Here is a 24,621-nt window from a genome sequence, read left to right as displayed (position 1 = left end):
AGGGCGACCCCGTCCCTCGCGTCCGCAGGAGTCTGGCCGTGACCGTCACCACCGAAACGCAGCGCAGGCTGCGCACCGAGATCCCCGGCCCCGCCTCGCGCGCCCTGCAGGAGCGACGTGCCGCCGTCGTCGCCGCGGGCGTGAGTTCGGTGCTGCCCGTCTACGTCACCTCCGCCGAGGGCGGCCTGCTCACCGACGCCGACGGCAACGTCCTGATCGACTTCGGCTCCGGCATCGCGGTGACCAACGTCGGCCACGCCGCCCCCGCCGTCGTGGACCGCGTCCGCGAGCAGGTCGGCCGGTTCACGCACACGTGTTTCATGGTCACGCCGTACGAGGGTTACGTCGAGGTGTGCGAGGCGCTCGACAAGCTGACGCCGGGCACCCACGAGAAGCGTTCGGTGCTGTTCAACTCCGGCGCCGAGGCCGTCGAGAACGCGGTGAAGATCGCCCGCGCCGCGACCGGGCGCCAGGCCGTCGTCGTGTTCGACCACGCCTACCACGGCCGCACCAACCTCACGATGGCGCTGACCGCGAAGTCCATCCCCTACAAGCACGGTTTCGGCCCGTTCGCGCCCGAGGTCTACCGCGTACCCGGCTCGTACCCGTACCGCGACGGGCTGTCCGGTCCCGAAGCGGCGCGCATCGCCATCGACCGCATCGAGAAGCAGATCGGCGGCGACCAGGTCGCGGCCGTCGTGCTGGAGCCGGTGCAGGGTGAAGGTGGCTTCATCGAGCCCGCCCCCGGGTTCCTGCCCGCGCTTTCGCGCTGGTGCACCGAAAACGGCGTCGTGTTCGTCGCCGACGAGGTGCAGACCGGCTTCTGCCGCACCGGCGAGTGGTTCGCGTCCACGCATGAGGACGTCGTGCCCGATCTGATCGCCACCGCCAAGGGCATCGCGGGCGGGCTGCCGCTCGCCGCCGTCACCGGTCGCGCGGAACTGCTCGACGCCGTCCCGCCGGGCGGGCTCGGCGGCACCTACGGCGGCAACCCGATCGCGTGCGCCGCGGCGCTCGGCTCGATCGAGGTCATGCGCCAGGAGAACCTCGCGGCTTCGGCGAAGCGCATCGAGGACACGGTGCTGCCGCGGCTGCGCGCGCTGGCCGAGGAGACCGGCGTGATCGGCGACGTCCGCGGCCGCGGCGCGATGCTGGCCGCCGAGTTCGTGAAGCCGGGCACCACCGAACCCGACGCCGACCTGACCAAGCGGATCGCGCAGGCCTGCCACCAGGCAGGCGTCGTCGTCCTCACCTGCGGCACCTACGGCAACGTCGTCCGCCTGCTGCCGCCGCTGTCCCTGTCCACCGAACTGCTCGACGAGGGACTGTCCGTCCTCGAGCACGCTGTCCGCACGGAGGCTTCGAAGTGACTACATTCCCGTTCTGGGTAGCCGGAAAGCCGGTCACCAACGGCGAGACCGTCGTCGTCCGTCACTCCTTCGACGGGAGCGAGGCCGGGTCGCATCACGTTCCGTCCACTTCGGACATCGAGACCGCCGTGCAGGCGGCGCACGACGTCTCCGACGAATTCGCGACGCTGCCCGCGCATGTCCGGGCGGGCGCGTTGGACCACGTGTCCCGAGTTTTGGGTGAGCGGTCCGAAGAGCTCGCGCAGCTGATCACCGCCGAGTCGGGCAAGCCGCTGAAGTGGGCGCGCGGCGAGGTCGGGCGTGCGGCGTCGACGTTCCGCTGGGCCGCCGAGGAGGCCCGCCGGTTCTCCGGTGACCTGCAGCGGCTCGACACCGACCCGGGCGGCACCGGACGGCTCGCGCTGGTCCGCCGCGTGCCGAAGGGGCCGGTGCTGGGCATCACGCCGTTCAACTTCCCGCTGAACCTGGTGGCGCACAAGGTCGCTCCGGCGATCGCGGTCGGCGCGCCGATCGTGCTCAAGCCCGCGCCCGCGACACCGCTGACCGCGTTGCTGCTCGGCGAGATCCTCGCCGAGACCGATCTGCCCGCCGGAAGCTGGTCGATTCTCCCTGTCAGCAACGAGGAATCGGCTCGCCTGGTGGCCGATCCGCGACTGCCGGTCGTGTCGTTCACCGGTTCCGTGCCGGTGGGCTGGGGCATCCGCGACAGCGTGCCGCGCAAGCACGTCGCGCTCGAACTCGGCGGCAACGCGGCGGTGCTCGTCTGTCCTGATTGGACGGATCTGGACTTCGCGGCGCAGCGGATCGCGACGTTCGCGATGTACCAGGCGGGCCAGTCGTGCATCTCGGTGCAGCGCGTGTACGCGCACGCCGACGTCTACGACGAGCTCCGGGCAAAGGTGCTGGAGCAGGTGCGCGCGCTCGGGACCGGCAACCCGCGGACGGACGGCGTGGACGTCGGGCCGCTGATCAACACCGCGGCCGCTTCCCGGGTGGAGTCGTGGATCGCCGCGGCCGTCGACGCCGGCGGGGAACTGCTGACCGGCGGGAAGCGCGACGGCGCGACCGTCGAGCCGACGGTGCTCGCGAACGTGCCGGAGGACGCGTCGGTGATGGCCGACGAGGTCTTCGGGCCGGTCGTGTCGATCACGCGGGTCGAGTCGGTGGAGGACGGGGTGCGCCGGATCAACGACTCGCGCTTCGGCCTTCAGGCGGGCGTGTTCACGCGCGACCTGCCGACGGCGTTCGACGTGTCCGCGAAGCTGCGTGTCGGCGGTGTGCTCGTCGGCGACGTGCCGAGCTTCCGCGCCGACCAGATGCCCTACGGCGGCGTGAAGGACTCCGGCGTCGGCCGCGAGGGCCCCGCGTCGGCGATGGCGGACTTCACCGAGGAACGCGTCACCGTCCTGACCGGCCTGACCCTCTGACCACCCGCGTTTAGTCCTCTGGATGCGCTGGTTCGCGTCGCGAACTACCGCATTCAGAGGACTAAACGCGTCAGGTGGGAGTGGGCTTCGACGAGCGAAGGGCCGTACCAGGTCAGATAGCGCCCGGAGACCAGGACGTGCTTCGCGCCGGGGAACGCTTCGGGGCCGTCGTCCGCAGTGAACTCGTAGGGCTCGTCGGGCAGTACGAGCAGGTTCGCGTCTCCGGCCGCGAAGCGCGCTTGGAGCTCGTCGAGCTTGGGGCGCGGGTAGCGCTCTTCGTCGTCCGCGTAGACGTTGCCGATTCCGACGCGATGCAGGACGTCGCCGCCGAAGGTGTCCCTGCCGAGCACGATCCACGGCTTCCGCCAGACCGGCACGACCGCCCGGAACCGCTCCGGCAGGGTCTCCCGCCAGATCTCTTCGGCCTCGACCAGCCAATCCGGCTCGGCGAGGTCGTAGGCCTGCGTGAGGATCCGCCGGATCGAGGCGAGCGCACTGGGCACGGTCGCCGACGCCTCCATCACCCAGACCGGAATCCCGTTGGCACGTAAGCGTTCCACGTCTTCCGGCCGGTTCTCCTCGGAGTTGGCCAGCACCAGATCCGGCTCGAGTTCGAGCACCTTGTCCACGTTCGGGTACTTCGAACCACCCACCCTCGGGACGTCCAGATCGACCGGATGGGTGCAGTAGTCCGTGGCGCCCGCGAGCCTTCCCGGCGCGCTCACCTCGACGGCCTCGGTCAGCGACGGCACGAGCGACACCACCCGCGACGCCGGTTCACGCAGCGGGACCACTTCGCCGAGATCGTCGATCATGCGCGCTCGAAGGACAGTTTCCGCTTGTCGACGTCCACCGCCGTGAGCCGGACCCTGATCCGCTCGCCTTCTGGCGGCTTCGCGCCCGCGCATTTGCCCATCACCGGCGGATTCTCGATCAGGATCTCCGACTTGGTCTCGTCGGCGCGCAGCACGATCGCGTCGAACTCCTCGCCGATGTGCTCGACCATGACCCACGCCTCGACCTGATCGATGCAGGCACGTTCGACCTTCGCCGCCAGTGTGTCGGACGCGGTCATCTGTTCCGGCACCTCCGAAAGCGCCGCGCGGACCCACGCGGGCACTTCGCGGCCGGCGCTCACGGCGAGGCAGATCTCGGTGGCGAACCGGTCGACCAGCCGCCGGATCGGCGCGGTGACATGGGCGTACGCGCCGCCGATCCCGGCGTGCGTGGTCAAAGCGGGCAATTCGCCGTCGAACGCGGTGTACCCGGCGCCGCGCAAAAGCCTTGTGGTGTCGGCGAAAAGTGCCATGGAGGCGGGCTGGCCGGGGTCGAGCGCGGCCAGGAACTCCGACACGCTCTTGCCCTCGGGCCAGTCGATGTTCAGCGCCTGCGCGGACCGGCGCAGCCATTCGATCGCTTCGGCGTCGGGCTGGGGCAGCGTGCGCAGGACCCCGATCCCGGCGCCGATCATGATCTTGGCCGCGGCCATGCCGGTGAGCAGCGAGATCTCGGCGTTCCACGCGTCGACGTCGTTGCGTGGCCGCTGGATCAGCGCCCAGCCGCCGTCGGGATCGCCGCTGATCTCCTGCTCCGGCAACTGCAGTTCGACCGCGCCGCGCCGGATCGCGAGCTCGCGGCGAAGGCGACCCAGCTCCGGCAGTGCGGCGACCGACGGATGCGGATCGCCCGCGTCGATCGAGGCCTGGACGGTCTCGTAATCGAACTGTTCGGTGGACCGGACGAGCGCCCGGCGGACGTTGGTCGCCGTCGGCTCGCCGCCCGCGTCGACGTCGATGGTCCACAGCACCGCCGGCCGGGTCTCCCCCGGCAGCAGGCTCGCCGCGCCCTCGGACAGCACCGGCGGGTGCAGCGGGACGTTTCCGTCGGGCAGGTAGAGCGTCTGCCCGCGGCGGCGCGCCTCCTTGTCGAGCGCACCACCCGGCGGGATGAAGGCGGCCAGATCGGCGATCGCGTAGTGGACGCGGAACCCGCCGCCCTCGGCGCGCTCGATCAGCACCGCCTGGTCGAGGTCCTTGGAACCGGGCGGATCGATGGTGACGAAGGGCAGACCGGTGGCGTCCTCGCGTTCCCCCGCTGATTCGAGCGGGTCGACGACCGCCGCCTCCGCCTCGGCGAGCACATCGGGCCCGAACGACTCCGGCAGCGAGAACTCGGCTCGAAGGTGACCGAAGTCCCCTCCTGCCGCGTGTGTCCTGATCACGAGTGGAGGCACCACACAACCCTATCCCGATCCGGCGCCATTGATCGCCCGTTCGGGTGCGGGCCGGTCGGGTGTACGTTACGGACCGAAATGAAAACCGATACCCTTTTCAAAACGACAGGAAGGTCCGTGGCGTGAAGATCGCGTTCGTCGGGAAGGGCGGCAGCGGGAAGACCACGCTGGCGTCGCTGTTCACCGCGTACCTGGCCGGCGGCGGGAAACCGGTACTGGCGATCGACGCGGACATCAACCAGCACCTCGCCGTCGCGCTCGGCGCGAGTGAGGAAGAGGCCATCGCGTGGCCGACGCTGGGCGACAACATGGGCCTGATCAAGGATTACCTGCGCGGCGACAACCCGCGGATCGCCGACGCGGCCTCGATGATCAAGACGACCCCGCCGGGGCGCGGGTCACGGCTGGTCCGGCCGTTCGAGGACAACCCGATCTTCCAGGCGTGCTTCCGCGAGTTCGGCGGGGTGCGGCTCGGCGTCACCGGACAGTTCGACGAGGACGACCTCGGCGTCGCGTGCTACCACTCGAAGGTCGGCGCGGCGGAACTGCTGCTGAACCACATGATCGACGACGCCGGTGAATACGTGGTCATGGACATGACCGCCGGCGCCGACGCGTTCGCGTCCGGCCTGTTCACGCGATTCGACGTGACCTTCCTGGTGTGCGAACCGACCGTTCGCAGCGTCGGCGTGTACCGGCAATACGCCGACTACGCGCGCGACTTCGGCGTGCGGCTGGTCGTCGTGGGCAACAAGGTCACCGAGGACGAGGACATCGAGTTCCTGCGCGAAGAGGTCGGCGACGCCCTGCTGGGCTGGATGGAGAACTCGCGGCACGTCCGCGCCGCCGAACGCGGCCGCGCGCGCCCCATCGGCGAACTCGAGCCGCACAACCTCCGGACGCTGGACTCGATGCTCGCGACCGTCGACGGCGAACAGCGCGACTGGGCGCGCTACCAGCGGCAGGGCGTCGAGTTCCACCTCCGCAACGCGCGGGCGTGGGGCAGCGGGCGGGCCGGGGAAGACCTCACGGCGCAGGTGGACCCGGAGTTCGTGCTGGGGCCGGTTTTGGCACGACAAGACGCCTGACCTGCTGGTTAGCGGGGACGGGAGCAAGGGACCTTTGCTATCGCTTGGTTGCATACGCTAAGCAACGTTAGCAAAGGTCCCTTGCTCTCTCGCCTGATCACGGGCACGGACGAGGGTGGCCGACGATGAAGGATTTGGGACGTTGAGTGTCCCGAATCCTTCATCGTCGGCCTGCTGCGACATCTCCACTGAAGTTCTCGTGAGTGGTTAGGACGGTTCTGGCGAGGCTTCTCTTAGGTACCTGCGGCGCTTCTTGCGTGATGCCTGGTTCGAAGTACATGAAGGACCCCTTCCTGTACCTAGTGTCCTGCACCGGAGTTTCGCGCCGTAAATCCGTATCGATATCCGGCCGTTTCGCCCCTGGCCCCGGGGCCACGAGGTGACGATGAGGCTCTTGACCGTCCACGAGGAACGCCGGGCAGGCACTAGTGTCCATTTTGGGTACATTGCGCGGAGGTCGTGAGTGGTAAGTGTCGTTCTAACGACACTTACCACTCACGACCCCCACCGAAAACCGCACATTTATCCACAAGCCGGACATATCGCCGCCCGCAAGTGTCCCTTATGGACACTCGAGACGGGGCCGGCTCCCATTTTCTGCCTACCCCCAGCCTCGGCACGGACTGAGCTCAGCCCGGCATGCCGTGAAGGGCCCCTTCCCCTTGGCCCTGACCGTCCTGACCACTCACGAGGGTGACCGCAGGCGCTCAGTCACCGTTCCATTTGGCGTCCTCGGCGTCGGCCTGCCGGGTGCGTTCCCTGGCGATGTCCAGGGCGCGCCTGGCCGTCGCCTCGTCCGGGTACGGGCCCAGGAGGTCGACGCTCCGGCCTCGTTCCAGGTGCTCGACCTGGTTCGTTTTGGTGTTGAAGTACCAGCCCTGATCCGGGTTCGGGTCGCTTGACATACGACAAGCGTGACATCACCCGGACGTCCTGTCATCACTTGCGATAGCGGTACGGGATCTCCGTCGGATCACCGGTCGGGCCGAACTCGGCGCCCTCGGACTGGGCCACCTTCGAGCTTTCCGGCGCGTTCTCGGCGAGCTCGTCGAACCAGCCGCGGTTCATCGGGACGCCGCGCGGCGGGGTCGCGGGTTCCGGCGGCGGCGAAGCGGGGGACGCGGGCTGCGGCAGAGGAGGAGCGATCGCGGACGACGGCGGAGTCGTGGCAGGCGGCTCCGGTTCGGCTTGGGACGGCGCGGCGGACTGCGCTTCCGGAGTGGCCGGAGGTGCGGTCATCGGCGGAGGCGGAGCCTGGTTCGTCGCCGGAGGCTGCATTCGAGTGGGCTGAGGCAGAGCCGGAGGCGAGGCAGGCGGGGGTGCCGGAGGCCCAGCGGGGGCAGCGGGCTGAGCCGGAGGTACCGCTTGGCCGCCCTGCAACGCCGACCCACCAGCCGAAGCAGGAGGAGCGGGAGGCACAGACCCACCAGCCGGAGCAGGCGGACCAGCCGAAGCAGGAGGAACAGGCGGAGCGGGAGGCACGCTCGGGGTGACCGTGCGCCACACCGGCGCGGGTCCGATGTTCATCGGCGCCGGGGCGCGCGGCGGTTGCGTGGTCGCGGGCGGCGCGGCCTGCGAAGGCGGCGGAGGCGCCTGTCGCTGCGCGGGCTTCGGGATCGGGTCGAGGCACGAGACGAGCACGGTGGTGTTCTCCGGGTCTTCGATCTTCCGGCCGCTGCGCTCGCGGTAGATCATCTCGCCTTCGGTGTCCATCTCGACCAGGTAGCCGGCCTCCGCCAGTTGTTCCTCGTCGAGGTCGACGAGCTTTTCGTAGCGCGACGGGACGACACGGTAGATCGGCCAGGCGAGGCGGGCGTTCTCGTGATGGAACTGAGCCAGCAGGGCGGCCATCTGCTGCTGCCATGGCAGCGACATCCCCTCGGCCAGTGAACGCGGCAGCACGACGTAACCGGGGTCGACGCCCGGCCAGCCTTGGTTCAGGTGATCGGCCAACGGCGTGCTCGACGCCGGCCGGGCGGCGTGCCGCGCGGGTTGGGCGGTACCGAAAAGATCGCGGGGATCGACCTCCGGACCATTGGCCGCCGCGGGCTTGCCTCGCCTTCCGAATTTCCGTGCCACGTTCTTCATCCTCTGCCAGTGTGCGGCCGCTTGCCGGTGGACAGGCCGCCACTTCGGGTGAATCCGATGGTCCCGCGATCGCGATACCACGCTTTCACCATGCTAAACGCCAGGACGGACCGCCTGCGCGACCACTTCGGCCTCGTCGAAGGAGAAGTCCCGGATGTGCACCGGCACCCCGGTCTGCTGCGCCTCGACGATCTTGCCGTCGCCCAGGTACATCATCACGTGGTGGATGGTCGCCGGGTTCGACGGGACGGTGGCGAGGAACAGCAGGTCGCCGGGCTGTGCCTGGCGGACCGGCAGCATCGCGCCGCCCTTGTACTGGTCCCGCGAAACACGCGGGATGATGATCCCGGCCGACTCGTACGCCCGCAGCATCAGCCCGGAACAGTCGTAGCTGTTCGGCCCGGTGGCGCCCCAGACGTACGGCTTGCCCTGCTCGGCGAGCGCGAACTTGATGGCCTGCGCGGCCGCCTGGCTCGGCGGAACCACGCTGCCGACGCTCGAACCGCAGCCGACGACGTCGACGATCTGGCCCTCGTTCTGCACGAGGAGGGCCGCCATCGGCTCCCAGTTGTGATACCGGTCGGGGAAGCCGGACCGCTCCACCCGCTGCGCGGCGTCACCGGGACGCATGTTCTCCCAGTCCGGCACCGCGAGCAGCACGTCGTAGAACTTGTTGACCTGGTACGGCGGGTCGGTGACCTGCGCGACGGTGCCCCAGCCCATCGACGGCCGCATCTGGAAGATGCCGAGCGAGTCGCGGTCGCCGTAGGTCAGGTTGCGCAGCTTGGACTCGGTCATCCCGGCCTGGATCGCCACCTGCCACGCCCGCGGGGACAGCGTCCGCTGCTTGCCGATCGAGATGATCAGCGCGACGATCCCCTTCTGTTCTTCGTCGAGTTTGTTCACGTCCGAAGAACCGCGATCGGCCTGGCCTGGCAGGGTCGGCCCGATCGACGCGTCGCAAGAGGTCTTGACGACGCCGCCCGCCTGGGCCTCCATGTGGTCGGTCACCACCTCGGTGACCTTGCTCGTGGTGATCACCGCCGCGAAGACCGCGGCGATCAGCACGCCGACGATGATCCCGATCTTCATCGGGTCAGCCCGCTTGCGTGAACTTGGTGACCCGCCACCCCGGGTTCGTCTTGACGACGGTGACCCGGACCTTGGGCCCGTCCGTCGGGACGTCGACCTCCATCGATCCGGCGAGCGAGGACGCGACCTGCGGCTCCCCGGAGACCCTGGTCGCGGTGATGTTCGCGGGATCCACCGTCGTCAGTTCCCCGGCAAGGTATTCCTCGGTGGTGTACGGCTTCAGTCCGTTCAGCCACTGCTCGGTCGTCGTGCCGTCGGGATGGTTCGCCCATGCCGTCACCCACTCCTTGGCGACCCGGACCCCGTCCTGGTCGACCGGCGCGGAAGACGGCGGCGCCTGGGTGGTGATCCTCGGCGGCAGCGTCGACGTCACGGTCACCGGCGCCGCGACGCCGGGACGCGAGGTGGCGGTCGCCGAAGCACCCGGCCCGGTGGCCGTCTGTCCCGGTTTTCCGATGGCCTTCGGCAGCAGGATGCCCAGTGCGGTGAACACCACCGCGAGGATCACCAGCGTGCCGATGAGGTGGCGGGGCGAGCGCAGCGGCCAGCCCCACAGTCTGCGGTAGACCGCGGTGCGCCCGCGGTTGGTCCGGATCGGCATGGGTCACCGACCCACAGCGTGGTCTGTGTCGCGGACTTCCTCGCGTACCTCGAGCCCGCGCGAAGGCCGGTACAGCACGTAGACCGGCTTGCCCGCGACGACTTCCGGGTCGACGCGGCGCGGACGCGGCGTCGACGGTCCCGGTTGCACCGGCACGGTGCCCGAGTGGTCTGGCGTGGCGTAGCCGCCGCCCGCGGAGTTCATCCGCGACGGCACCACGACCGGCTCCGGTTCGTCGCTCCAGCGCCGGTCGGCGACCGGCGACGTGTCGACCCGGCGGCTCGGTACCTGGACAGGGCTCCGCCCACCCGAGGTGAACATGGAGTCGCCCGGATTGCCCGCGGACGGGTTGTACTGGCCGAACACCGGAACGCCTCCGCCGCCACCGGCGGGAAGCGCGGCCGTGCCGCCACCGCCGCCGACAGCGCCGGGCCACGGCGCTCCCGACCAGGCCGCGGCGGGCCGGATCGCGCCGGAGCCGTTGTCGAGCCGTTGGGAGCTGGCGAAGATCGTCGCTTCGGGCCGGAACCGGCCGCCGCCGACCGTCGCGCCCACGGGACCGCGGAGGTCGCCGTCGACCACATCGTCGGTGTCGCGGACGTTCTGCCAGAACGCGTCCTGCGGGGTCGGTTCGTTGTTCTTCTTGCGGAAGCGGGAAAAGAGGCCGCCGCGTGGCGAGGGCACCGCGCCGCCGACCATGCCGACGGACATCTCGACCATCTGCCACAGCCGCCGCACGGGGCGGCCGATCATGAACAGCAACACGGTGATGATGCCCGCGAGCGCCATCTTCGTCAGCAGGGAAAGCGAGTTCCCCGCGGTGAAGATCGCCTCGAGCAGGAGCGTGTGCACGCCTGCCAGCACGGAAAGCACCATGAGGTTGAAGGCGACCGCGCCGACGACCTTGAGGATGCGCTGCATGATCTGCGGCTGGAGCAGCGCGATCAGCCCGATCAGCGGAGCCGTCAGGACGAAGATCCTGATCAGCACCTGCGCGAGCAGCACCGTGGCCTTGGCCAGCAGCTGGAACAGCGAGTAGAAGATGCCCTGGCCGAGGGAAAGGAAACCGGCGCCGACGCGGCTGCCGTCCTCACCCGTGAAATAGCCGGTCGCCGGGCCGAGTTTGGTGGAGATGTCCTTGAACGCCGCTTTCTTGGAGTCGACCAGCGCGGTGTCGGCGTCGCCGCCCTGCTGGATCTGGCCCCAGGTGAAGGCACGCGCGTCCAGGAGGGCCGGGCCGTACTGGATGGCCTGCGGCGAGTCCGGGCTGCCGAACTCCCCGCGGAGCCAGTTGTCGTAGACGACCCGGCAGTGCAGTTCGGTCGGGACCCGGTCCCATGGCTGGCGAGCCGCGACGGCCTCCGGGGTCGCCTGGCACGGTTGCGCCGAGGGCGGCGGTGCCTGGGTCGGCGGCGGCGTCTTGGGCTCGTCGATGAAGCCGGCCTGGATGTTGGTGGTGGTCTGCACGATCGCGTTGTCGATCGGATCGAGGAAACGCAGCAGCGCCAACGAAGATGCCGCCAGCCAGACCGCGGCGAGCCCGTACAGCGCCCGTTTGCTGACCGCCGCGAGATCGCCGCGCCAGATGTTGCGGAACAACATGATGGACATGATCAGCGCGGCAAGGCCGAACAACTGGGCGTAGATGTTGTTGTAGACCTTCTCGGCCCCGGCCTTGACGGCGTTGTACAGCGGGCTGAGCAGGCTGCCCTGCAAGACGGTGTAGTGCAGCGAGTTCGTGGCACCGACGAGGTTCTTGCCGATGTTGAACAGCTGGTTGCCGGCCCAGGTGTCGATCGTCGAGTTCGGCGAGGTGATCCCGGCCAGCGGGCCGCAGTCGGTTTCGAACGTGTCCCAGACGTGCCCCGCGTACCCGTAGACGTTGTACGGGCTGCCGCCTTCACCGCGCGCTGTCGCGGGCGGGTCGAGCGCGCCGACCATGCCGGCGCCGGGCCGTTCCGGGTTCGGTGCCTCACCACAGGCGGCGGCCGAAGCCGCCGGAGCGGTCGCCACCGCTTGGAGGCCAAGGATCAGCATGACGACGAACATCGTCGCGCGGCGGCTGGGTCTGGTCTTGCCGGGCCGCGGCCCCTCTTTGAGGCGGCGGCGCAGCGCGTGCCAGCCGGCGGCGAACGCGAGCACGCACGCCAGCGTGATCACCGTGTTCATGCGGCATCCCTGCCGGTGCCGCCCTTGCCGGCGCGCGCGTGCTGCTCGCCCTTTTCCCCGCTCGTGATGTGTCCGTTCTGGACGGCGCCCTGCACTTCCCCGGTCTCGGCCGCCAGCGGGTCCGGAGCGCCGAGCAGTTGCTCCTCGGTCAGCCCGACCTCGAGTTCGGCCGCGAGTTCGAGATCCTCTTCGAGTTCGAAATCGTCTTCCTCCGGCGGAGCGGCCACGAACTGCTTCTCCTCCGGGACGGCGAGTTCGTTGCCCGGCCTCGACGGCTTGGCGTCGGGCGAACCCGGGGTGGTGTCCATGACCCGGCGCAGGTGCTCCAGGTGCGGGCCGGAGAAGTCGACGCGGATCCGCTCCACGCCGCCGGCGCCGTCACCGAAGATGAACTGCCGGGGCTCGACGTCCCGCTGGAGATCGCGGGACGAGCCGGGACGGCGGCCCAGCGCCGCGACGACCTGCTCGTAGCCGACGCCGACCGGGACCTTCAGCAGGCGCAGCGCGTCGGCCTGGGCGTCGTCGTCGTCGAGACGCCCGACGAACACCGAGTCCAGCAGCGCCACGAAACCCTGGATCTTCAGGAAGTCCGCGGGGATCTGCGAAGACAGCAGCACGCGGACGTTCCACTTACGCGAGTCACGGGCGAAGCGGTTCATCAGCACGCGACCGGTCGGGACCTCGGAGAGGAAGAACGCCTCGTCGATCCAGACGCCCTTGCGCAGTTCCTTCGGCTTCTCGTACACCGACCGCTGCGTCAGCCACGCGGCGAGGTTCAGCATCTCGACGCCGAGCGATTCCGCGTCCGTCCAGTACTCGCGCGGGACGCCGTCCTTGGGCAGGGTCAGCCCCGCCATGGTCAGCACGGTCATCCGGTCGTCGCGGGTCTCGGCGTACGGGTCCGCGTCGGTCTCCGGGATGAGCAGTGCCATCCGCTCGCGCATCTCGTCGAGGAAGTCCGCGACGACGGCGGCGTGCTCGTGGTGCTCGCTGGAGTCCCGGCGCAACGCGTCGATGACCTGGCCGGGGTCGGCTTCGAACCGGCCGCCGACCGCGCGGACGGCGCGCAGCAGCACGATCCGGGTCTGCGCCATCCGCGAGACCTCGTACGGCAGGACACCGCTGAGGACGTCGAGCACGAGACGGCGGCGCGTCGCACCCGCGAGGGCCTTCTCCCGCCGCCACGAACGCTCGGGGTCTTCCTCGTCCATGAAGTGCTCGATCTGCGGCTCGGCGACCACCCGGTACGGGTTGAGGATGCCGGGCTGCGCGTTGAGCAGGTTGATGTTCCGCGCGTACGGCCGCAGCTCTGGCAGGTCGCACAGGCGCGACAGCGGGCCCGACGGGTCGAGGATCGTCCAGTGCGCGCCCGCGCGGAGCGTCTTGTAGACGATGCCGCCGCCGAGGAACGACTTACCGCCACCGAGACCGGCGACCATCGCGGTCAGGCCGGAGCCGTCGCGGATCTCCTGCGCCATCCACGGGTCCCAGGCCACCGGACGCCGCGTCGCGGTCACTGTCTCGCCGAGCAGGATGCCGCGGCGGTCGCCCACCTCGGCCGTCGCCGTCGGCACCGACGACGCCGCCCACACGACCGAACCGCGCCGCATGTACGCCGCCGAAGCCAGCGGCTCGCCGGGGATGAACTCCCTGGCCAGCGCGTACTGGGCTTCGGGATGTTCGACGGCGATCTTCGGCTTGTAGAGGTCGAGGAGCTGCTGGGCCAGGCGCAGCGCGTCCCGCTCCGTCGGCCCGGACACCGCGAGCCGCCACCACGAACGCACCCGGGTGGCCAGCGCGGTGAAGCCCGACGTCATCTCGTCGTCGATCTCCAGCACCCGGCCCGCCTGACGCGCCAGCGACTGCGGCGGCTCCAGCTCGTGCTCGTCGGTGTAGTGCTTGACCTGCGAACGCACCTTGTTCATCTGGCGCTGCAGCTCACCGGCGACCTCTTCGGGCCGCCGGACGTAGATCCGCGCGGACACCTCGACCGCGGCGGGCAGCCGGTCCGCGTGCTGGATCCACGGGTCGTCGACCTCGGGGATCTGGAGACCGTGCATCTGGCCGACGGTGAGGACGGCGAGATGCCGCGAGACCCCGGCGTTCGACCCGGTGCGGCCGCGGACGGTGACCGTCGGCGCGTACGGCTCGGCGTGGAAATCCGCCGCGTCGGTGAAACTGGCGAGATCCTCGGGCTCCCAGGCGGCGCCGGGGACCGCGGGCATGTTGCGCGGCGCGGGCAGGCCCAGCGAGCACGAGCGGTGCATCAGCCAGGACATCTCCTCGGCGTGCACCGGACGGCCTTCGAGTCCGGCCGAGCCGATCACCTGGTCGAGGTGCTCGACCTCGGAGTCGAGCGCGGCCAGCTCGGCGTCGACGGCCTCGGGCAGGATCTTGCGCAGCACCGGGGCGGCGCTCTCGACCGCGCGGTCGATCATCCGCCTGGTCTGCACCTGGACGCCGAGATAAACCTCTTTTTCCGCCATCGAGCGGCCCATCAGCTGCTGCTGCTCGCCGATGAGGTAATCGTCGAAGGACAACGAGCCCTGCACGTCCTGGGGACGGCCGACCGCGTTGTGCACGTGGGCCTCGGCCCACATGCGGATCGGGTACGGCCGGTTGGTCACACGCAGGTGCAGCCAGCGGCCCTGAAGCTCCGCGTACTGCCCGGCGATGGCCGCGATCAGGTCGCGGCGCTGCGAATCCGACCGGAACGACCAGCGCTGCGGCGCCAGCCGATACCAGGCGTAGACCTCATAACCGGTGCGTAACAGGTGCCCGTCGATGCTTCGCGCGGCGATGGACGGGGTATAGGTGGGTATGGCCGCCTCGCCGGGCAGCCGCCTTCCCTTGCCGGCCTTCTTGGGCTGCGCGGAGCGGACCTGCTGGGGCGGGTTCCAGGCCCCTTGCTGCAGATCTCGATCACGTTTTCCTCGGCTTCCGCCGCGACCGAACAACGACTACCTCCCGGCCCGAGCCGCAGGGCGGCTCCGACGCGCTCGTGGTGTTCCCTGAGCTCCGGCGCCGCCGCCGTAGCCGTGCTGCTGGTACTGCCGTCTCCTGCGCTGCTTCGGTAGCGGGCGCGTCGCCCGTACCCGGACGCGGGACGCGCTGGCGGCGCCCCCCGTGCCCGTGGTCCGTTCTCTAGGGGTGTTGAGCTCTTTCGCCGCCATCCCGGCCACGGCGCCGAGTGGGCGCTCGTGACTGATCTTGGACGTGATCAATCTGGTGATCACGATTGTGGCGACGAAGGCCCAGGCGGTCGAGAAGAACCCGAAGCTCCAGCCCGCCCACCGTTCGACGGTGAGCACGAGCAGGAAGACCGGGATACCGACGAGCCACGCGACGTAGCGGGCTCTCCAGGGAAAAGTCGCTTTCGGCGGGCCGAGCCACACGGCATCGACCCGGTAAACCTCGTCATCGGTGCGGATACGCAACGCGAGCCCTGCCTCAGCCCGTGAAGAGGCCGGCGATCCACTGGCCCACGTTGACTCCGGCGCCACTCACCGCGAGGCCGATGATCGCCAGCGCGATCACGACACCGGCGAGTCGGCGCATGACACCGGCGTTGTCTCCCTTGCCACCGCCCAGCCACAGCAGGAGGAGCGCGACGGCCAGCAGCACCAGGGGGATGATGTTGTCGATCAGCCAGGTGCGGACGTTGCCGGTGCCGAGCTCGCCGGCGGCCAGCGTGTCGAGGGTGGTCATGGTCATCATCGCATTACTCCCGGTGCGCGGAGAGGGGGTTCGCGCGGTTCTGGCTCGGTGGTGCTTCGAACATCATGGCGTCACGAGGCGTAGTGGTCAAAGCGCGCTCTGTAGATATCGATTTGTCCACTGAACACAGAGCGAGGCACAGCACCACGACCATCCTCGGTCTCCATCATCGTTGCAAGGGTCGTCTGGTTTAACCCCGGCCACCCGTATTTCGCAGTGTGCTGACGGCCTCACTCGGTTGCGAGGCATCTTGCTCACTGTGAGTACGGGTCGGTCGCGGAGAATCGGGCCTCGACCAGTGTGACATGACTCGTTCGGTGGCTTCTCCCGAGTCCGCAGGGTGAACACGCATTCGACAAAAATCATGAGTGCCGATCAAGCGAAAGTCACACTTCCGTTACCCAAAGCGAAAACCAGGAGGGCATTTTCGCTACATAGCGTGATTATCGGCCGGTAGAGAACACATTCGCGGGAAAAGCGCCGGCTTCGACGGCCTTGCGGCTCAAAGGCCCGCACAGCTCGTGAAGACGCTCGGTCTTCTCCTCGCCGAGATGCTCCCAAGGCCCCGCCGACGCTTCATTCGTCGCGACTTCGAGCCGCTCGCGAAGATCGTTCCCGGCTTCGGTCAGACCGCCGTCGGCGTCCAGGATTCCCTGTTCGCGGAGCTTGGCGGCCGCGCCGTCCCACTGCTCGTCGCTCCAGCCGCGGGACGCCTTGGCGGCGGCGGGCAGGAAACCCTTGCCGGTGGCGGTGTGCGTGACGAGGGCGGCGAGCCCGTCGAGACCGTTGACGACCAGCGCGGCGATGTGGGCGTCACCGCGATGCTCACGCAACAGGGTGATGGCGTGCCAGAGTACGAGATGCGGCTCGCTCGGCCAGTCGAGGCCCGCGTGCCCGGCGTACAGCGGCCTGCCGTCGACCTGGCAGCCCCCGGTCGCCTCGCGAGCCAGCTCGGCCGCCTCGGCGACCTCTTCGGAACCGAGAGTCTCCTTGCCGAGCAGCCTGGTCAACGCCGCGTCGACGGCCTCGAAGCGGGCCTCGATGATCCTGTCCGGGCCGGCCAGCGTCCACGCGCGCGGGATGTAGCGGGCGACCAGCTCGGGGTTGAAGTTGTAGAAGGTGGCCGCGACCACGGCGGAACTCACCGCGCCCATGGGCGCCGCGCGGCCCGCGAAATAGGTCATGCGCCCCGGCCGGAGGCCCGCGCCGGTGAGCGCGGCTTCCGTCTCGGGGGCGAAGTAGGTAAGGGAATGCAGTACATCGAACGTCCCGCGGAACCGTCCCGTGACCCGACTCGCTTCACCCATGGGAGCACCCTACCGACAAGTAGTCAGGGGGTGCAGCGTCCGAAGGGCCCCGCCTTGGCTGCGGCGGGAGCAAGGGACCTTTGCTACCACTTGAAGCCGGGGTGTGTGGAAATAGGGACGTTGAGTGTCCCTATTTCCACACACCCGCTACTCCGCGTGGTGACCGTGTGGATTTTGTTGCGTTGGGTGACCCGAAATCCACACAGTCATCACGAAGGTGAGCAAGGGACCTTTGCTACCACCGGCCGGGGGCGAGGCGGAACCGAACCCGCTCGCCTGCGTCATACTCCAGACCACGAATCACCATGAACCACGGATCACCACAGCGTACGGGGAGCGACGATGTCCGCCCAGATGGAACAACTGATCGCCCAGTTCGAGAACTTCCAGGCCAAGGTGCGCCAGGCCGAGACGCGCTTCGCCGAGGTCGGCGACATGCAGGAGCGGATCGCGCAGGTCGAGACCACCGCGACCTCTCCGTCGGGCGAGGTCACGGTGGTCGCCGGGGCCGCCGGAACCGTCACCGACATCCGGCTCACCGCGGGCGCCATGCACCTCGAAGCGGGCCAGCTGTCCTCGTTGCTCATGAGCACCCTGCGCAAGGCCGTCGCCGGGGCCGTCCAGCAGCAGGCCGGAATCGTGGACGACGCTTTCGGTGACACGTTCGGCGTCAACACCTCGGAGCAGGTTCGCCAGGCTCAGGAAGAGGCGTTCGGAACCGCCGAGGAAGAACCGGCGTCGCAGGCACAACAGCAACAGCCATCCCGGCCGGCGCGCCGCCCCGCCCCGCGGGACGACGACGACTATTTCGACGACGGCGGCTCCTTCCTCCGCCGCAGCTGACCGAACCGACCGAGGGACTCCCACGATGTCAAAGGGAATCGAGACGAATATCGCGGCGATCGCCGCCTACGCCCAGCAGCTCCCCTATTACGAGCAGGAAGCGGAGAAATTCGGCGCCAAGATCGACGCCGCCGACGTGACCGACGAGGCGTGGGGAGTCGTCGGGATCTGGGCCAAACAGGGCTACACCGACCGCCTCGGCGAACTCCGTTCGCTGCTGGACGACTTGAAGGACGGCGTGGACGGGTTCGTCGGCAAGCTGAACAAGGCCTCCGAGATGTACCGGGGCATCGAGGAAGCCGGAAAGGTCGAGTTCGGCAAGCACGAGGCGACCATCGACGAAACGCTCGGAAAGTAGGGGTCATGACCGAGGAGAAGTCGAGCATCGCCGACGGGCTCAACGTCCAGGCGTACGACGAGAGCATGAGCGCGAACCTCGATCGCGCGATGGGACACGTGCCCGTGGCGGGCACGATCTACAAGTCGGGCAAGTCGATCGCCGGGCACGCCCAGCAGGCGGCCCAGGCGGACAGCCCTGGCGAACTGGCGTCCGCGGGTGGCGCGCTGGTCGGAGACGGGGCGGCGTTCGTCGGCGCGGCCGCCGCGGACATGGTCACCTTCGCCATGGACCCGATCGGCTGGCTGGTCAGCCACGGGCTGAACATGCTGCTCGAGCTGGTCCAGCCGCTGCAGGACGCGTTGCACCAGGTCACCGGGGACGGCCCGGCCATCGGGCACGCGTCCGAAAACTTCGTCACGATCGCGCAGGGCTTCGTCGCGCTCGCCGAGGACTTCGAGAAGACCGGTGACACGGCTCTCGCCGAGTGGGTGGACGACGCCGGCGCGGCGGCGAAGGAAGCGCTGGGCGACTTCTCCTCCGGTATCCGCGGCGTCGGCTCGGCCGCCGGATCGGTGGCCGAAGTGCTGCAGATGTGGTCGATGGTCATGGTGGTCATTGAGGAGCTGATCAAGGGGATCATCACCGAGCTGATCTCCTGGCTGATCACCCTCTGGCTGCCCGCGCTGGCCGCGTCGGTGATCAGCTTCGGCGGCTCGGTCGCCGCCGCGATGACCGCGTCCATCGCCAAGGCGGTCAGCGTGATGCAGAAGGTGACCCGTTACCTCGGCAAGTTCGGCAAACTGCTCGATACCTTCATGGAGTTCCTGAAGAAATTCGCGGGCAAGGTGGAAGTGTTCACCCGGAAGCTGCGGGTCGGCGTGATGCCAGGGGAAACCAAGTTCGGGTTCGGCGCGGTGGCGCAGGGCTTCCAGCCGAGCAACCGGGTGCTCACGACGATGTTCGGTACCTCGGTCGGGGTACGCCCGCTGGTGGCCGGTGCGGGCGTCAAGGCAGGCATCGGAGCGGGGAAGGGCGCCTTCACCGAGGGCAAGGAAGCCGTGACGCCGGAAGGGGACGAGCCGTGGTTCGACAAGAGCGAGATCGGCGGGGACAAGAGCCCGGAGGAGACCCGCAAGAATCTCGACATCTAGCCGCCACCCCGGGCGAACTCGCCGCGACGGCGCCCACCGAGACCCGGCGGCGAGCAGCCGAAAAGATCTTCGCGCACGAAGAACGGCTGGAGGCCAAGAGGGAAGAGGTCTCCGTTCGTCCCGGATTCCGCGAACGGGTCGAGGAGCTGATGACCGCCCAGTGGCACGAGCCGGTCATGGTGCTGCGCCTCGGTGGCGACAAGCTGCGGCACGACGTTCCTGGCAGACGTCTCGACGGCACGGTCAAAGGCGAACGGCTGATCCGGCGGTTCTTCTGGAACATCCTGCGCGGGATCGGCACGGCGGTGGGCTACGTCCTTTATCTGGCGCACAATTCGGCGGCCGGTTCAGGCCGTTCCGTGCGACCGGAGAGCCAGGTGAAAGGCCCGGCGAACGCGATGGTGCTCGAGCTGACCGACCGGCTCCGGAAGGCGAGCGGGCCATGGCTGGTGTGCTCGCCTTCGGGAATCGCGGTGGTGGACACCGGATCGACGGACCGAGACCCTGCCGACGCGCCGCCACCGGAGATCATCTGGCAGGCCCGGAAACCGCAGGCGCCCGAGATCGGCTTCCGCGGCCGCACCATCACCTGGCCGGACGGGTCGATTTTCAAGTTCCCGCTGCACAGCCGCACCGAGGAGCAGTACCTGCGAAACCACCCTCGTGAGTGGTGACCTGAGAGGCGCCGGGTCGAGGCAGGGGCGAGAGGGGTGCCCCCAATGCCACTTTGGGGGCATCACCACCAACGACAGGTAGAACGGACGAGCCGGCGTGTAAGCCGGATCCTGTCCTCGCCTCGCCTTGCGGCTGAGCGAGTGGCGGCCATCCATCTAGGCCCGCCGTCGCCGACGGGCTCGAGCGGCCTACCCGCAGGCTCGGGCGGGCAGCCCTCGATCGCCTGCGCAGGAGCCTCGCGGCTCCCTCTTGACCTTGCTCCGGGTGGGGTTTACCTAGCCGTCCTGGTCACCCAGGACGCTGGTGGTCTCTTACACCACCGTTTCACCCTTACCTCCGCCCGCGAAGCGAACGGAGGCGGTCTGTTTTCTGTGGCACTGTCCCGCGGGTCGCCCCGGGTTGCCGTTAACAACCACCCTGCCCTGTGGAGTCCGGACTTTCCTCGAACCGGTCTCCCGGCTCGCGGCCGCCCCGCCGACTCGTCCGTCGGCGAATCTTACTGCACGGGCGCGGGGAGGCAGTTCAGGTTGCGTTGCCCGTCGGGTTTGACGACGAACCAGAGGTGGTCGGTGCCCTGTCCGGTCCATTCGCCGGGGCGCGCGTTGGCGAACTTGTAGAGGGGCCTGCCCGCCAAGGTCACCTGTTCGGCGCCTTCGGGACGTTTGATGGTGTCGACGAGGGCCGGGTCGATGCCGGTCACCAGCGGCTTGCCGGTGGTAGTGATGGGGGTCCATACGACGGCGCAGTCCCCGAGGCAGGCCGAGCGGGCCTTGTGCGGGTTGTCGCGTTCGTAGCGGAAGAGGACGGCGCCGGTCTCGTCGAGGATGGCCTGACCCATCCGTGTCATGTAGACGGCGGTGAGCCGTGTGCCGGACGGAGTGTCCGCGGGGGAACTGGGCCGCGCGGTGCCGGGCGACGGGACACGCGGGCTGGGGAGGGCTTCGGTCACCGGGGCGCTCGCTGTCCGCGACACGGGATCAGCCGCCTGCCACCACATCGCGGCGCCCACGACGAGCGCCGCGATGACGACGAGCATGGTCAACCGTGATCGGCGCATCGGGCGTCTCCGTTTCTTCCTGCGGGTCGACGGGGTTCTGCTCCGCGATCTCGTTGGTCCAGTGGAGGACGCCGGATGGGCTGTCGAGGCCGACGACGCCGACGAGGCGTCCCTTGCGGACGAAGCCGGTCACGGGCCTTTCGCCACTGACGGGCGAGGCGAGCGCGACGGTGTCGGTGCCCAGCTTCGGGATGCCGCCCGCTTGGATGCGCATGCCGTGCTGTTCGGACCAGAACCGCGGCACCGGCGCGAAGGGCCGCGAAGCCTGCGGTCCGGCGAGGAGGTTCTCGGCGGCCGCCCGGCCCATCTCGACGGCGTTGAGCCAGTGTTCGACCCGTCTCGGCGTCTCGTCGAACCGCAGGTTCGGCCATTGCGCGACATCGCCGGCGGCGACGATGTTGCTCATCCCCAGCACATGACACGTGGGCGAGCAGACGACGCCGTCGTCGAGCGGCAGCTTCGAGCCGCGCAGCCACGAGATCGAGGGCACGGTCCCGACGGCCACGACGACACACGAGACGTCCAGGACCCAGCCGTCGGACGAGTGCAGCCGCAGGCCGTTCGCCGTGGTCTGCCAGTCGTCGATGGACGCGCCCAGCGCCAGCCGCACGCCCCGCGACCGGTGCAGCGCCGAAAGCTTCTGCCCGATGTGCCTGCCGACGACCTCGCCGAGCAGGGTCGCCGACCGGCCGATGATGGTGACCTCGCGGCCGATCTCGCGCAGGCTCGCGGCGACCTCGCAGCCGATGAACCCGCTGCCCAGCACCGCGACGGGCCCGTTGTCGGCGGCGAGGTTGTCGCGCAGTTCCGCGGCGTCGGCGAGTGTCCGGACGACGACCACCCGCGGATGTCCGTGCGGGACACCGGAAAGCCGCCGCGGTTCGACGCCACTGGCGATGACGAGCCCGTCGTACGGAAGTTCCTCCGCCCCGGGCAGGTGGACGATCTGGCGGCCGGGCTGCAAATGCGTCGCCGGGGTGTTGAACCGCCATTCGGCGTCGATCTCGTCGGGCCGCGCGAGCATCATCTCCGCCGGTCCGGTGGCGCCGGTCAGCAGCTGCTTGGACAACGCCGGCCGGTGATACGGCAGCTCGGGCTCGTTGCCGACGATGACCAGTTCGCCGTCGAACCGCAGTTCCCGCAACCGTTCCGCGCACCGCAGCCCGGCGAGCCCGCCGCCGATCACGACTATCCGTTCGCTCATTGTCCCGCCCCTTGCAGTCGGATCGCGCGCATCGGACAGGCTCGGGCCGCGGCCTGGACCAGCGGCACCTGTTTGGCACCGGGTTTCCGGAGGTAGCGCAGCTGACCGTCGCCCTGTAACTGGAAGACCTGCGGAGCTTCGGCCTGACAGATGGCGTAGCGGTGGCATTTCTTGTCGTCGACGGAGATCCGGACCCGTTCGGCCCGGCCGGTCTCGCCTTCGAGCAGTCCCAGCCGGACCAGCGTCCGCGGCGGGAGCACGCGAAGCACGGTGAGCACGACGGCGGGGGTGAGCACGGTGATCCCGCCGAGCCACACGGCCGCGAGATTCCCGTTCGCGGACGCGCCGAGCCAGGAATGGATCGCCAGCAGCCCGACCGCGAAGTAGCCGGCCTGGTGGAACCGCTGCCCGCCGCGACCGTTCGCCCGGCGCCCCAGCGCGGCGGTGACCGAGACGGCGATGAACAGTTCCAGCCCGACGACGCCCGCCGCGTGCCGCGCGACGCCGCCGCCGGCGAACGGGATCAGCAGCGCGAAGAGGTCGAACGAGTCGTCGTCGAGGAAGAGATAGGACAGACCGTGGACGACACCGGTGGCGAGGCTGAACGTCGCGAGGACGACGTGACCGCCGCGCAGTGCCTCGTGGCCGGTGACGCGCCTGATCCAGCCGGTGGCGCTCAGCACGCCCCACGCCAGCGTCAGGCACATCGTCACGTAGGCGAACCGGCCCGAAAGCGCGGCGATGTCCCGCACCCCGCTGTCGTGCGGCGACGGGGCCGGGATGACCGCCAGGAGCGAGGCCGTCATGCGCGCCTGCCCGATGAGCCGAGCACCCGGACGAGCCCGAAGGTCGCGCCGCCGGCGATTCCCGCCATGAGCACGCCGAGCGCGATGTCGCCGCCGTCGAGTTCGTTGCCGCCGGTGGGCACGACCATCAGCGACGTGGTCTCGGCGATACCGGTGCTTTCGAGCAGGGTCATATGCCGCATGACGGTGTCGACGGCGGTCTGCGCGAACGAACGCATCGCGTCGTCGCGGGTGGCGGCACGGACCTGGGAGGCGAGCCCGAAAATGCTCCCGTGCGCGGCGCGGGCGCGATTGACGTAGAGGCGGTCGAAGTCGGCGCCGCCCGCCGCGGTGATCTCGCCGATCCAGGAGCGCTGTTCTTCGGTGGGCTCGGCGGGGAGTTCGACGCGGACCTTCGAAGCGAGTGTGCGGACCTGCGCGTCGAGACGGTCGTGGTCCTCGGCGAGTTTGCGGCCGACCTCCCGCACCCGCTGCCCGTTCCCGCGCTGTTCCGCCTGACGGCTGACCGGGCCTTCCCACAAACCGGCTTGGCGTACTCGTACGAGCAGTTCCCGGTCATGGGCGTCGATTTCCGCGAAGGCACGGGCGGGCGTTCCCACCCATATCGCCAAGCAGGCGATCACCACTCCGAGCAGTCGATAGATCATTTCACCCGTCCCCGTCATGGAAGTGCCTCACTGGAAGTACGGCGAACCGGAGCGGCCGGTTCGATCTCGGCACTCGGGTCCAGTGTGATGTGCATCACACGACACATTTAGAACCGTTTCCCACTGACATACGTACCGGCCGACTAATAGTGAACAGACCACTACTGCACATGGCTCACGGCGATAGTCTGCGCTACGGTGTACGAACCTGTGAAATCCTCCACCGTTGGGGAGGTAGCGAACTTTATGGAAGCAGTGGGCAGAGATTGCCGGGTCGGCGGCGACCGCCGGCCGAACGAGCTTTCCGATGAGCTGATTTCGTTGCTGTACAAGGATTTCCGGGAGACTCTGTTCAACCAGGTGCTGTACCTGACGGGCCATGATCAACAATGGACGGAGGACGTCGTCCAGGAAACACTGATCCGTGCATGGCAGCATTCCGACACGTTGAACCGTGAGCCGGGAATGCTGCGCGGCTGGCTGCTCACGGTCGCCAAGCGGATCGTGATCGACGGCTGGCGAAACCGGCGGGCGCGACCACAGGAGGTGGAGCTGGACAGTTCCGAAAACGCCGAAATAGCGGACCGGACCGAGCAGTCACTGTCCGCACTCGTCATTTCCGAAGCGCTACGATATCTGGACAGCAAATACCAGGCCGTCATCTACGAGACGTATCTGACCGGGCATACCGTCCGGGAGGCGGCGGTGATATTGGGAATCCCGGAGGGAACGGTAAAATCACGCCTGTACGCGGCCATGAGGACATTGCGACGGTCGTTAGGAGAACTGGGTTCGCGATGAGGAAG

23 protein-coding genes and 1 other RNA gene are annotated in these 24,621 nt (G+C 68.9%); 8 read left to right on the top strand and 16 right to left on the bottom strand.

Going from position 1 to position 24,621, the window contains the following annotated elements:
- The first annotated feature begins 38 nt into the window (after window positions 1-38).
- Entirely contained in the window at window positions 39-1,370 is a 1,332-nt protein-coding gene (gabT, locus tag DMH03_RS37450; RefSeq protein WP_199749172.1) for a 4-aminobutyrate--2-oxoglutarate transaminase, read from the top strand.
- Complete coding sequence (locus DMH03_RS37445) at window positions 1,367-2,797, top strand: aldehyde dehydrogenase family protein (protein ID WP_125796700.1); 1,431 nt, start codon at window positions 1,367-1,369, stop codon at window positions 2,795-2,797. The genes gabT and DMH03_RS37445 overlap by 4 nt, the downstream gene beginning before the upstream one ends.
- Before the next feature lie 53 nt (window positions 2,798-2,850).
- Here DMH03_RS37445 and DMH03_RS37440 read toward each other — a convergent pair whose 3' ends face one another.
- Window positions 2,851-3,612, bottom strand: coding sequence for a helical backbone metal receptor (locus DMH03_RS37440; protein ID WP_125796699.1), 762 nt, complete (start codon window positions 3,610-3,612; stop codon window positions 2,851-2,853).
- On the bottom strand, window positions 3,609-5,018 hold the full coding sequence (locus DMH03_RS37435; protein WP_125796770.1) for an RNB domain-containing ribonuclease: 1,410 nt from the start codon (window positions 5,016-5,018) through the stop codon (window positions 3,609-3,611). The genes DMH03_RS37440 and DMH03_RS37435 overlap by 4 nt, the downstream gene beginning before the upstream one ends.
- Window positions 5,019-5,152: 134 nt before the next feature.
- Here DMH03_RS37435 and DMH03_RS37430 point away from each other — a divergent pair, with 134 nt between their 5' ends.
- Window positions 5,153-6,118: an AAA family ATPase gene (locus tag DMH03_RS37430; RefSeq protein WP_125796698.1), complete on the top strand. Its 966-nt coding sequence runs from the start codon at window positions 5,153-5,155 to the stop codon at window positions 6,116-6,118.
- Window positions 6,119-6,825: 707 nt separating this feature from the next.
- Here the strand turns inward: DMH03_RS37430 and DMH03_RS37425 are convergent.
- The 9 genes from DMH03_RS37425 to DMH03_RS37385 form a co-directional block, all read right to left on the bottom strand.
- The gene (locus tag DMH03_RS37425) at window positions 6,826-7,023 is read right to left on the bottom strand and encodes a hypothetical protein (RefSeq protein ID WP_125796697.1); all 198 of its coding nucleotides are present in this window, start codon (window positions 7,021-7,023) and stop codon (window positions 6,826-6,828) included.
- A 34-nt stretch (window positions 7,024-7,057) separates the two neighbouring features.
- Complete coding sequence (locus tag DMH03_RS37420; RefSeq protein WP_370311028.1) at window positions 7,058-8,206, bottom strand: hypothetical protein; 1,149 nt, start codon at window positions 8,204-8,206, stop codon at window positions 7,058-7,060.
- Between the two features lie 93 nt (window positions 8,207-8,299).
- Complete coding sequence (locus DMH03_RS37415; protein ID WP_125796695.1) at window positions 8,300-9,298, bottom strand: C40 family peptidase; 999 nt, start codon at window positions 9,296-9,298, stop codon at window positions 8,300-8,302.
- Between the two features lie 4 nt (window positions 9,299-9,302).
- Window positions 9,303-9,899, bottom strand: a complete 597-nt coding sequence (locus tag DMH03_RS37410; protein ID WP_125796694.1) for a hypothetical protein — start codon at window positions 9,897-9,899, stop codon at window positions 9,303-9,305.
- A 3-nt stretch (window positions 9,900-9,902) separates the two neighbouring features.
- Complete coding sequence (locus DMH03_RS37405; protein ID WP_125796693.1) at window positions 9,903-12,068, bottom strand: magnesium transporter; 2,166 nt, start codon at window positions 12,066-12,068, stop codon at window positions 9,903-9,905.
- Window positions 12,065-15,025, bottom strand: coding sequence for an ATP-binding protein (locus tag DMH03_RS37400; RefSeq protein ID WP_125796692.1), 2,961 nt, complete (start codon window positions 15,023-15,025; stop codon window positions 12,065-12,067). The genes DMH03_RS37405 and DMH03_RS37400 overlap by 4 nt, the downstream gene beginning before the upstream one ends.
- 3 nt (window positions 15,026-15,028) lie before the next feature.
- Window positions 15,029-15,505 (bottom strand): hypothetical protein, encoded by a 477-nt coding sequence (locus tag DMH03_RS37395; RefSeq protein WP_125781103.1) that lies wholly within the window; start codon window positions 15,503-15,505, stop codon window positions 15,029-15,031.
- Window positions 15,506-15,518: 13 nt separating this feature from the next.
- A complete protein-coding gene (locus DMH03_RS37390; protein ID WP_007035338.1) occupies window positions 15,519-15,785 on the bottom strand; it encodes a hypothetical protein in 267 nt (88 codons plus the stop codon).
- 443 nt (window positions 15,786-16,228) lie between these two features.
- A complete protein-coding gene (locus DMH03_RS37385; RefSeq protein WP_125796691.1) occupies window positions 16,229-17,092 on the bottom strand; it encodes a hypothetical protein in 864 nt (287 codons plus the stop codon).
- A gap of 342 nt (window positions 17,093-17,434) precedes the next feature.
- Between DMH03_RS37385 and DMH03_RS37380 the strand changes: the two genes are divergently transcribed.
- The 4 genes from DMH03_RS37380 to DMH03_RS37365 are packed head-to-tail and all read left to right on the top strand — an operon-like array spanning window position 17,435 to window position 20,100.
- Window positions 17,435-17,935, top strand: a complete 501-nt coding sequence (locus tag DMH03_RS37380; protein ID WP_125796690.1) for a YbaB/EbfC family nucleoid-associated protein — start codon at window positions 17,435-17,437, stop codon at window positions 17,933-17,935.
- 25 nt (window positions 17,936-17,960) lie between these two features.
- On the top strand, window positions 17,961-18,293 hold the full coding sequence (locus DMH03_RS37375) for a hypothetical protein (protein ID WP_125796689.1): 333 nt from the start codon (window positions 17,961-17,963) through the stop codon (window positions 18,291-18,293).
- A 5-nt stretch (window positions 18,294-18,298) separates the two neighbouring features.
- Complete coding sequence (locus DMH03_RS37370; RefSeq protein WP_125796688.1) at window positions 18,299-19,426, top strand: hypothetical protein; 1,128 nt, start codon at window positions 18,299-18,301, stop codon at window positions 19,424-19,426.
- Entirely contained in the window at window positions 19,357-20,100 is a 744-nt protein-coding gene (locus tag DMH03_RS37365; protein WP_370311027.1) for a hypothetical protein, read from the top strand. Before DMH03_RS37370 ends, DMH03_RS37365 begins: the two co-directional genes overlap by 70 nt.
- Window positions 20,101-20,184: 84 nt before the next feature.
- On the opposite strand, the gene rnpB is transcribed toward DMH03_RS37365, so the two are convergent.
- The 5 genes from rnpB to DMH03_RS37340 form a co-directional block, all read right to left on the bottom strand.
- Window positions 20,185-20,583: RNase P RNA component class A (gene rnpB / locus DMH03_RS37360), an RNA gene on the bottom strand.
- A 14-nt stretch (window positions 20,584-20,597) separates the two neighbouring features.
- Window positions 20,598-21,158 (bottom strand): hypothetical protein, encoded by a 561-nt coding sequence (locus DMH03_RS37355; RefSeq protein WP_233611815.1) that lies wholly within the window; start codon window positions 21,156-21,158, stop codon window positions 20,598-20,600.
- Window positions 21,079-22,362 (bottom strand): NAD(P)/FAD-dependent oxidoreductase, encoded by a 1,284-nt coding sequence (locus DMH03_RS37350; RefSeq protein ID WP_125796687.1) that lies wholly within the window; start codon window positions 22,360-22,362, stop codon window positions 21,079-21,081. Before DMH03_RS37350 ends, DMH03_RS37355 begins: the two co-directional genes overlap by 80 nt.
- Window positions 22,359-23,168, bottom strand: a complete 810-nt coding sequence (locus DMH03_RS37345; RefSeq protein WP_125796686.1) for a ferredoxin — start codon at window positions 23,166-23,168, stop codon at window positions 22,359-22,361. The genes DMH03_RS37350 and DMH03_RS37345 overlap by 4 nt, the downstream gene beginning before the upstream one ends.
- On the bottom strand, window positions 23,165-23,815 hold the full coding sequence (locus tag DMH03_RS37340; protein WP_125796685.1) for a DUF4142 domain-containing protein: 651 nt from the start codon (window positions 23,813-23,815) through the stop codon (window positions 23,165-23,167). The genes DMH03_RS37345 and DMH03_RS37340 overlap by 4 nt, the downstream gene beginning before the upstream one ends.
- A 246-nt stretch (window positions 23,816-24,061) precedes the next feature.
- Here DMH03_RS37340 and DMH03_RS37335 point away from each other — a divergent pair, with 246 nt between their 5' ends.
- Window positions 24,062-24,616 carry a sigma-70 family RNA polymerase sigma factor gene (locus tag DMH03_RS37335; RefSeq protein WP_125796767.1) on the top strand — a complete coding sequence of 185 codons (555 nt, stop codon included), beginning with the start codon at window positions 24,062-24,064 and terminating at the stop codon, window positions 24,614-24,616.
- Window positions 24,617-24,621 lie beyond the last annotated feature (5 nt).

This window comes from Amycolatopsis sp. WAC 01376 (genome assembly GCF_003947415.1).
GTDB lineage: Bacteria > Actinomycetota > Actinomycetes > Mycobacteriales > Pseudonocardiaceae > Amycolatopsis.
The sequence above is the reverse complement of the archived record's forward strand: the minus strand, read 5'-3'. Positions and strand labels throughout refer to the sequence as shown.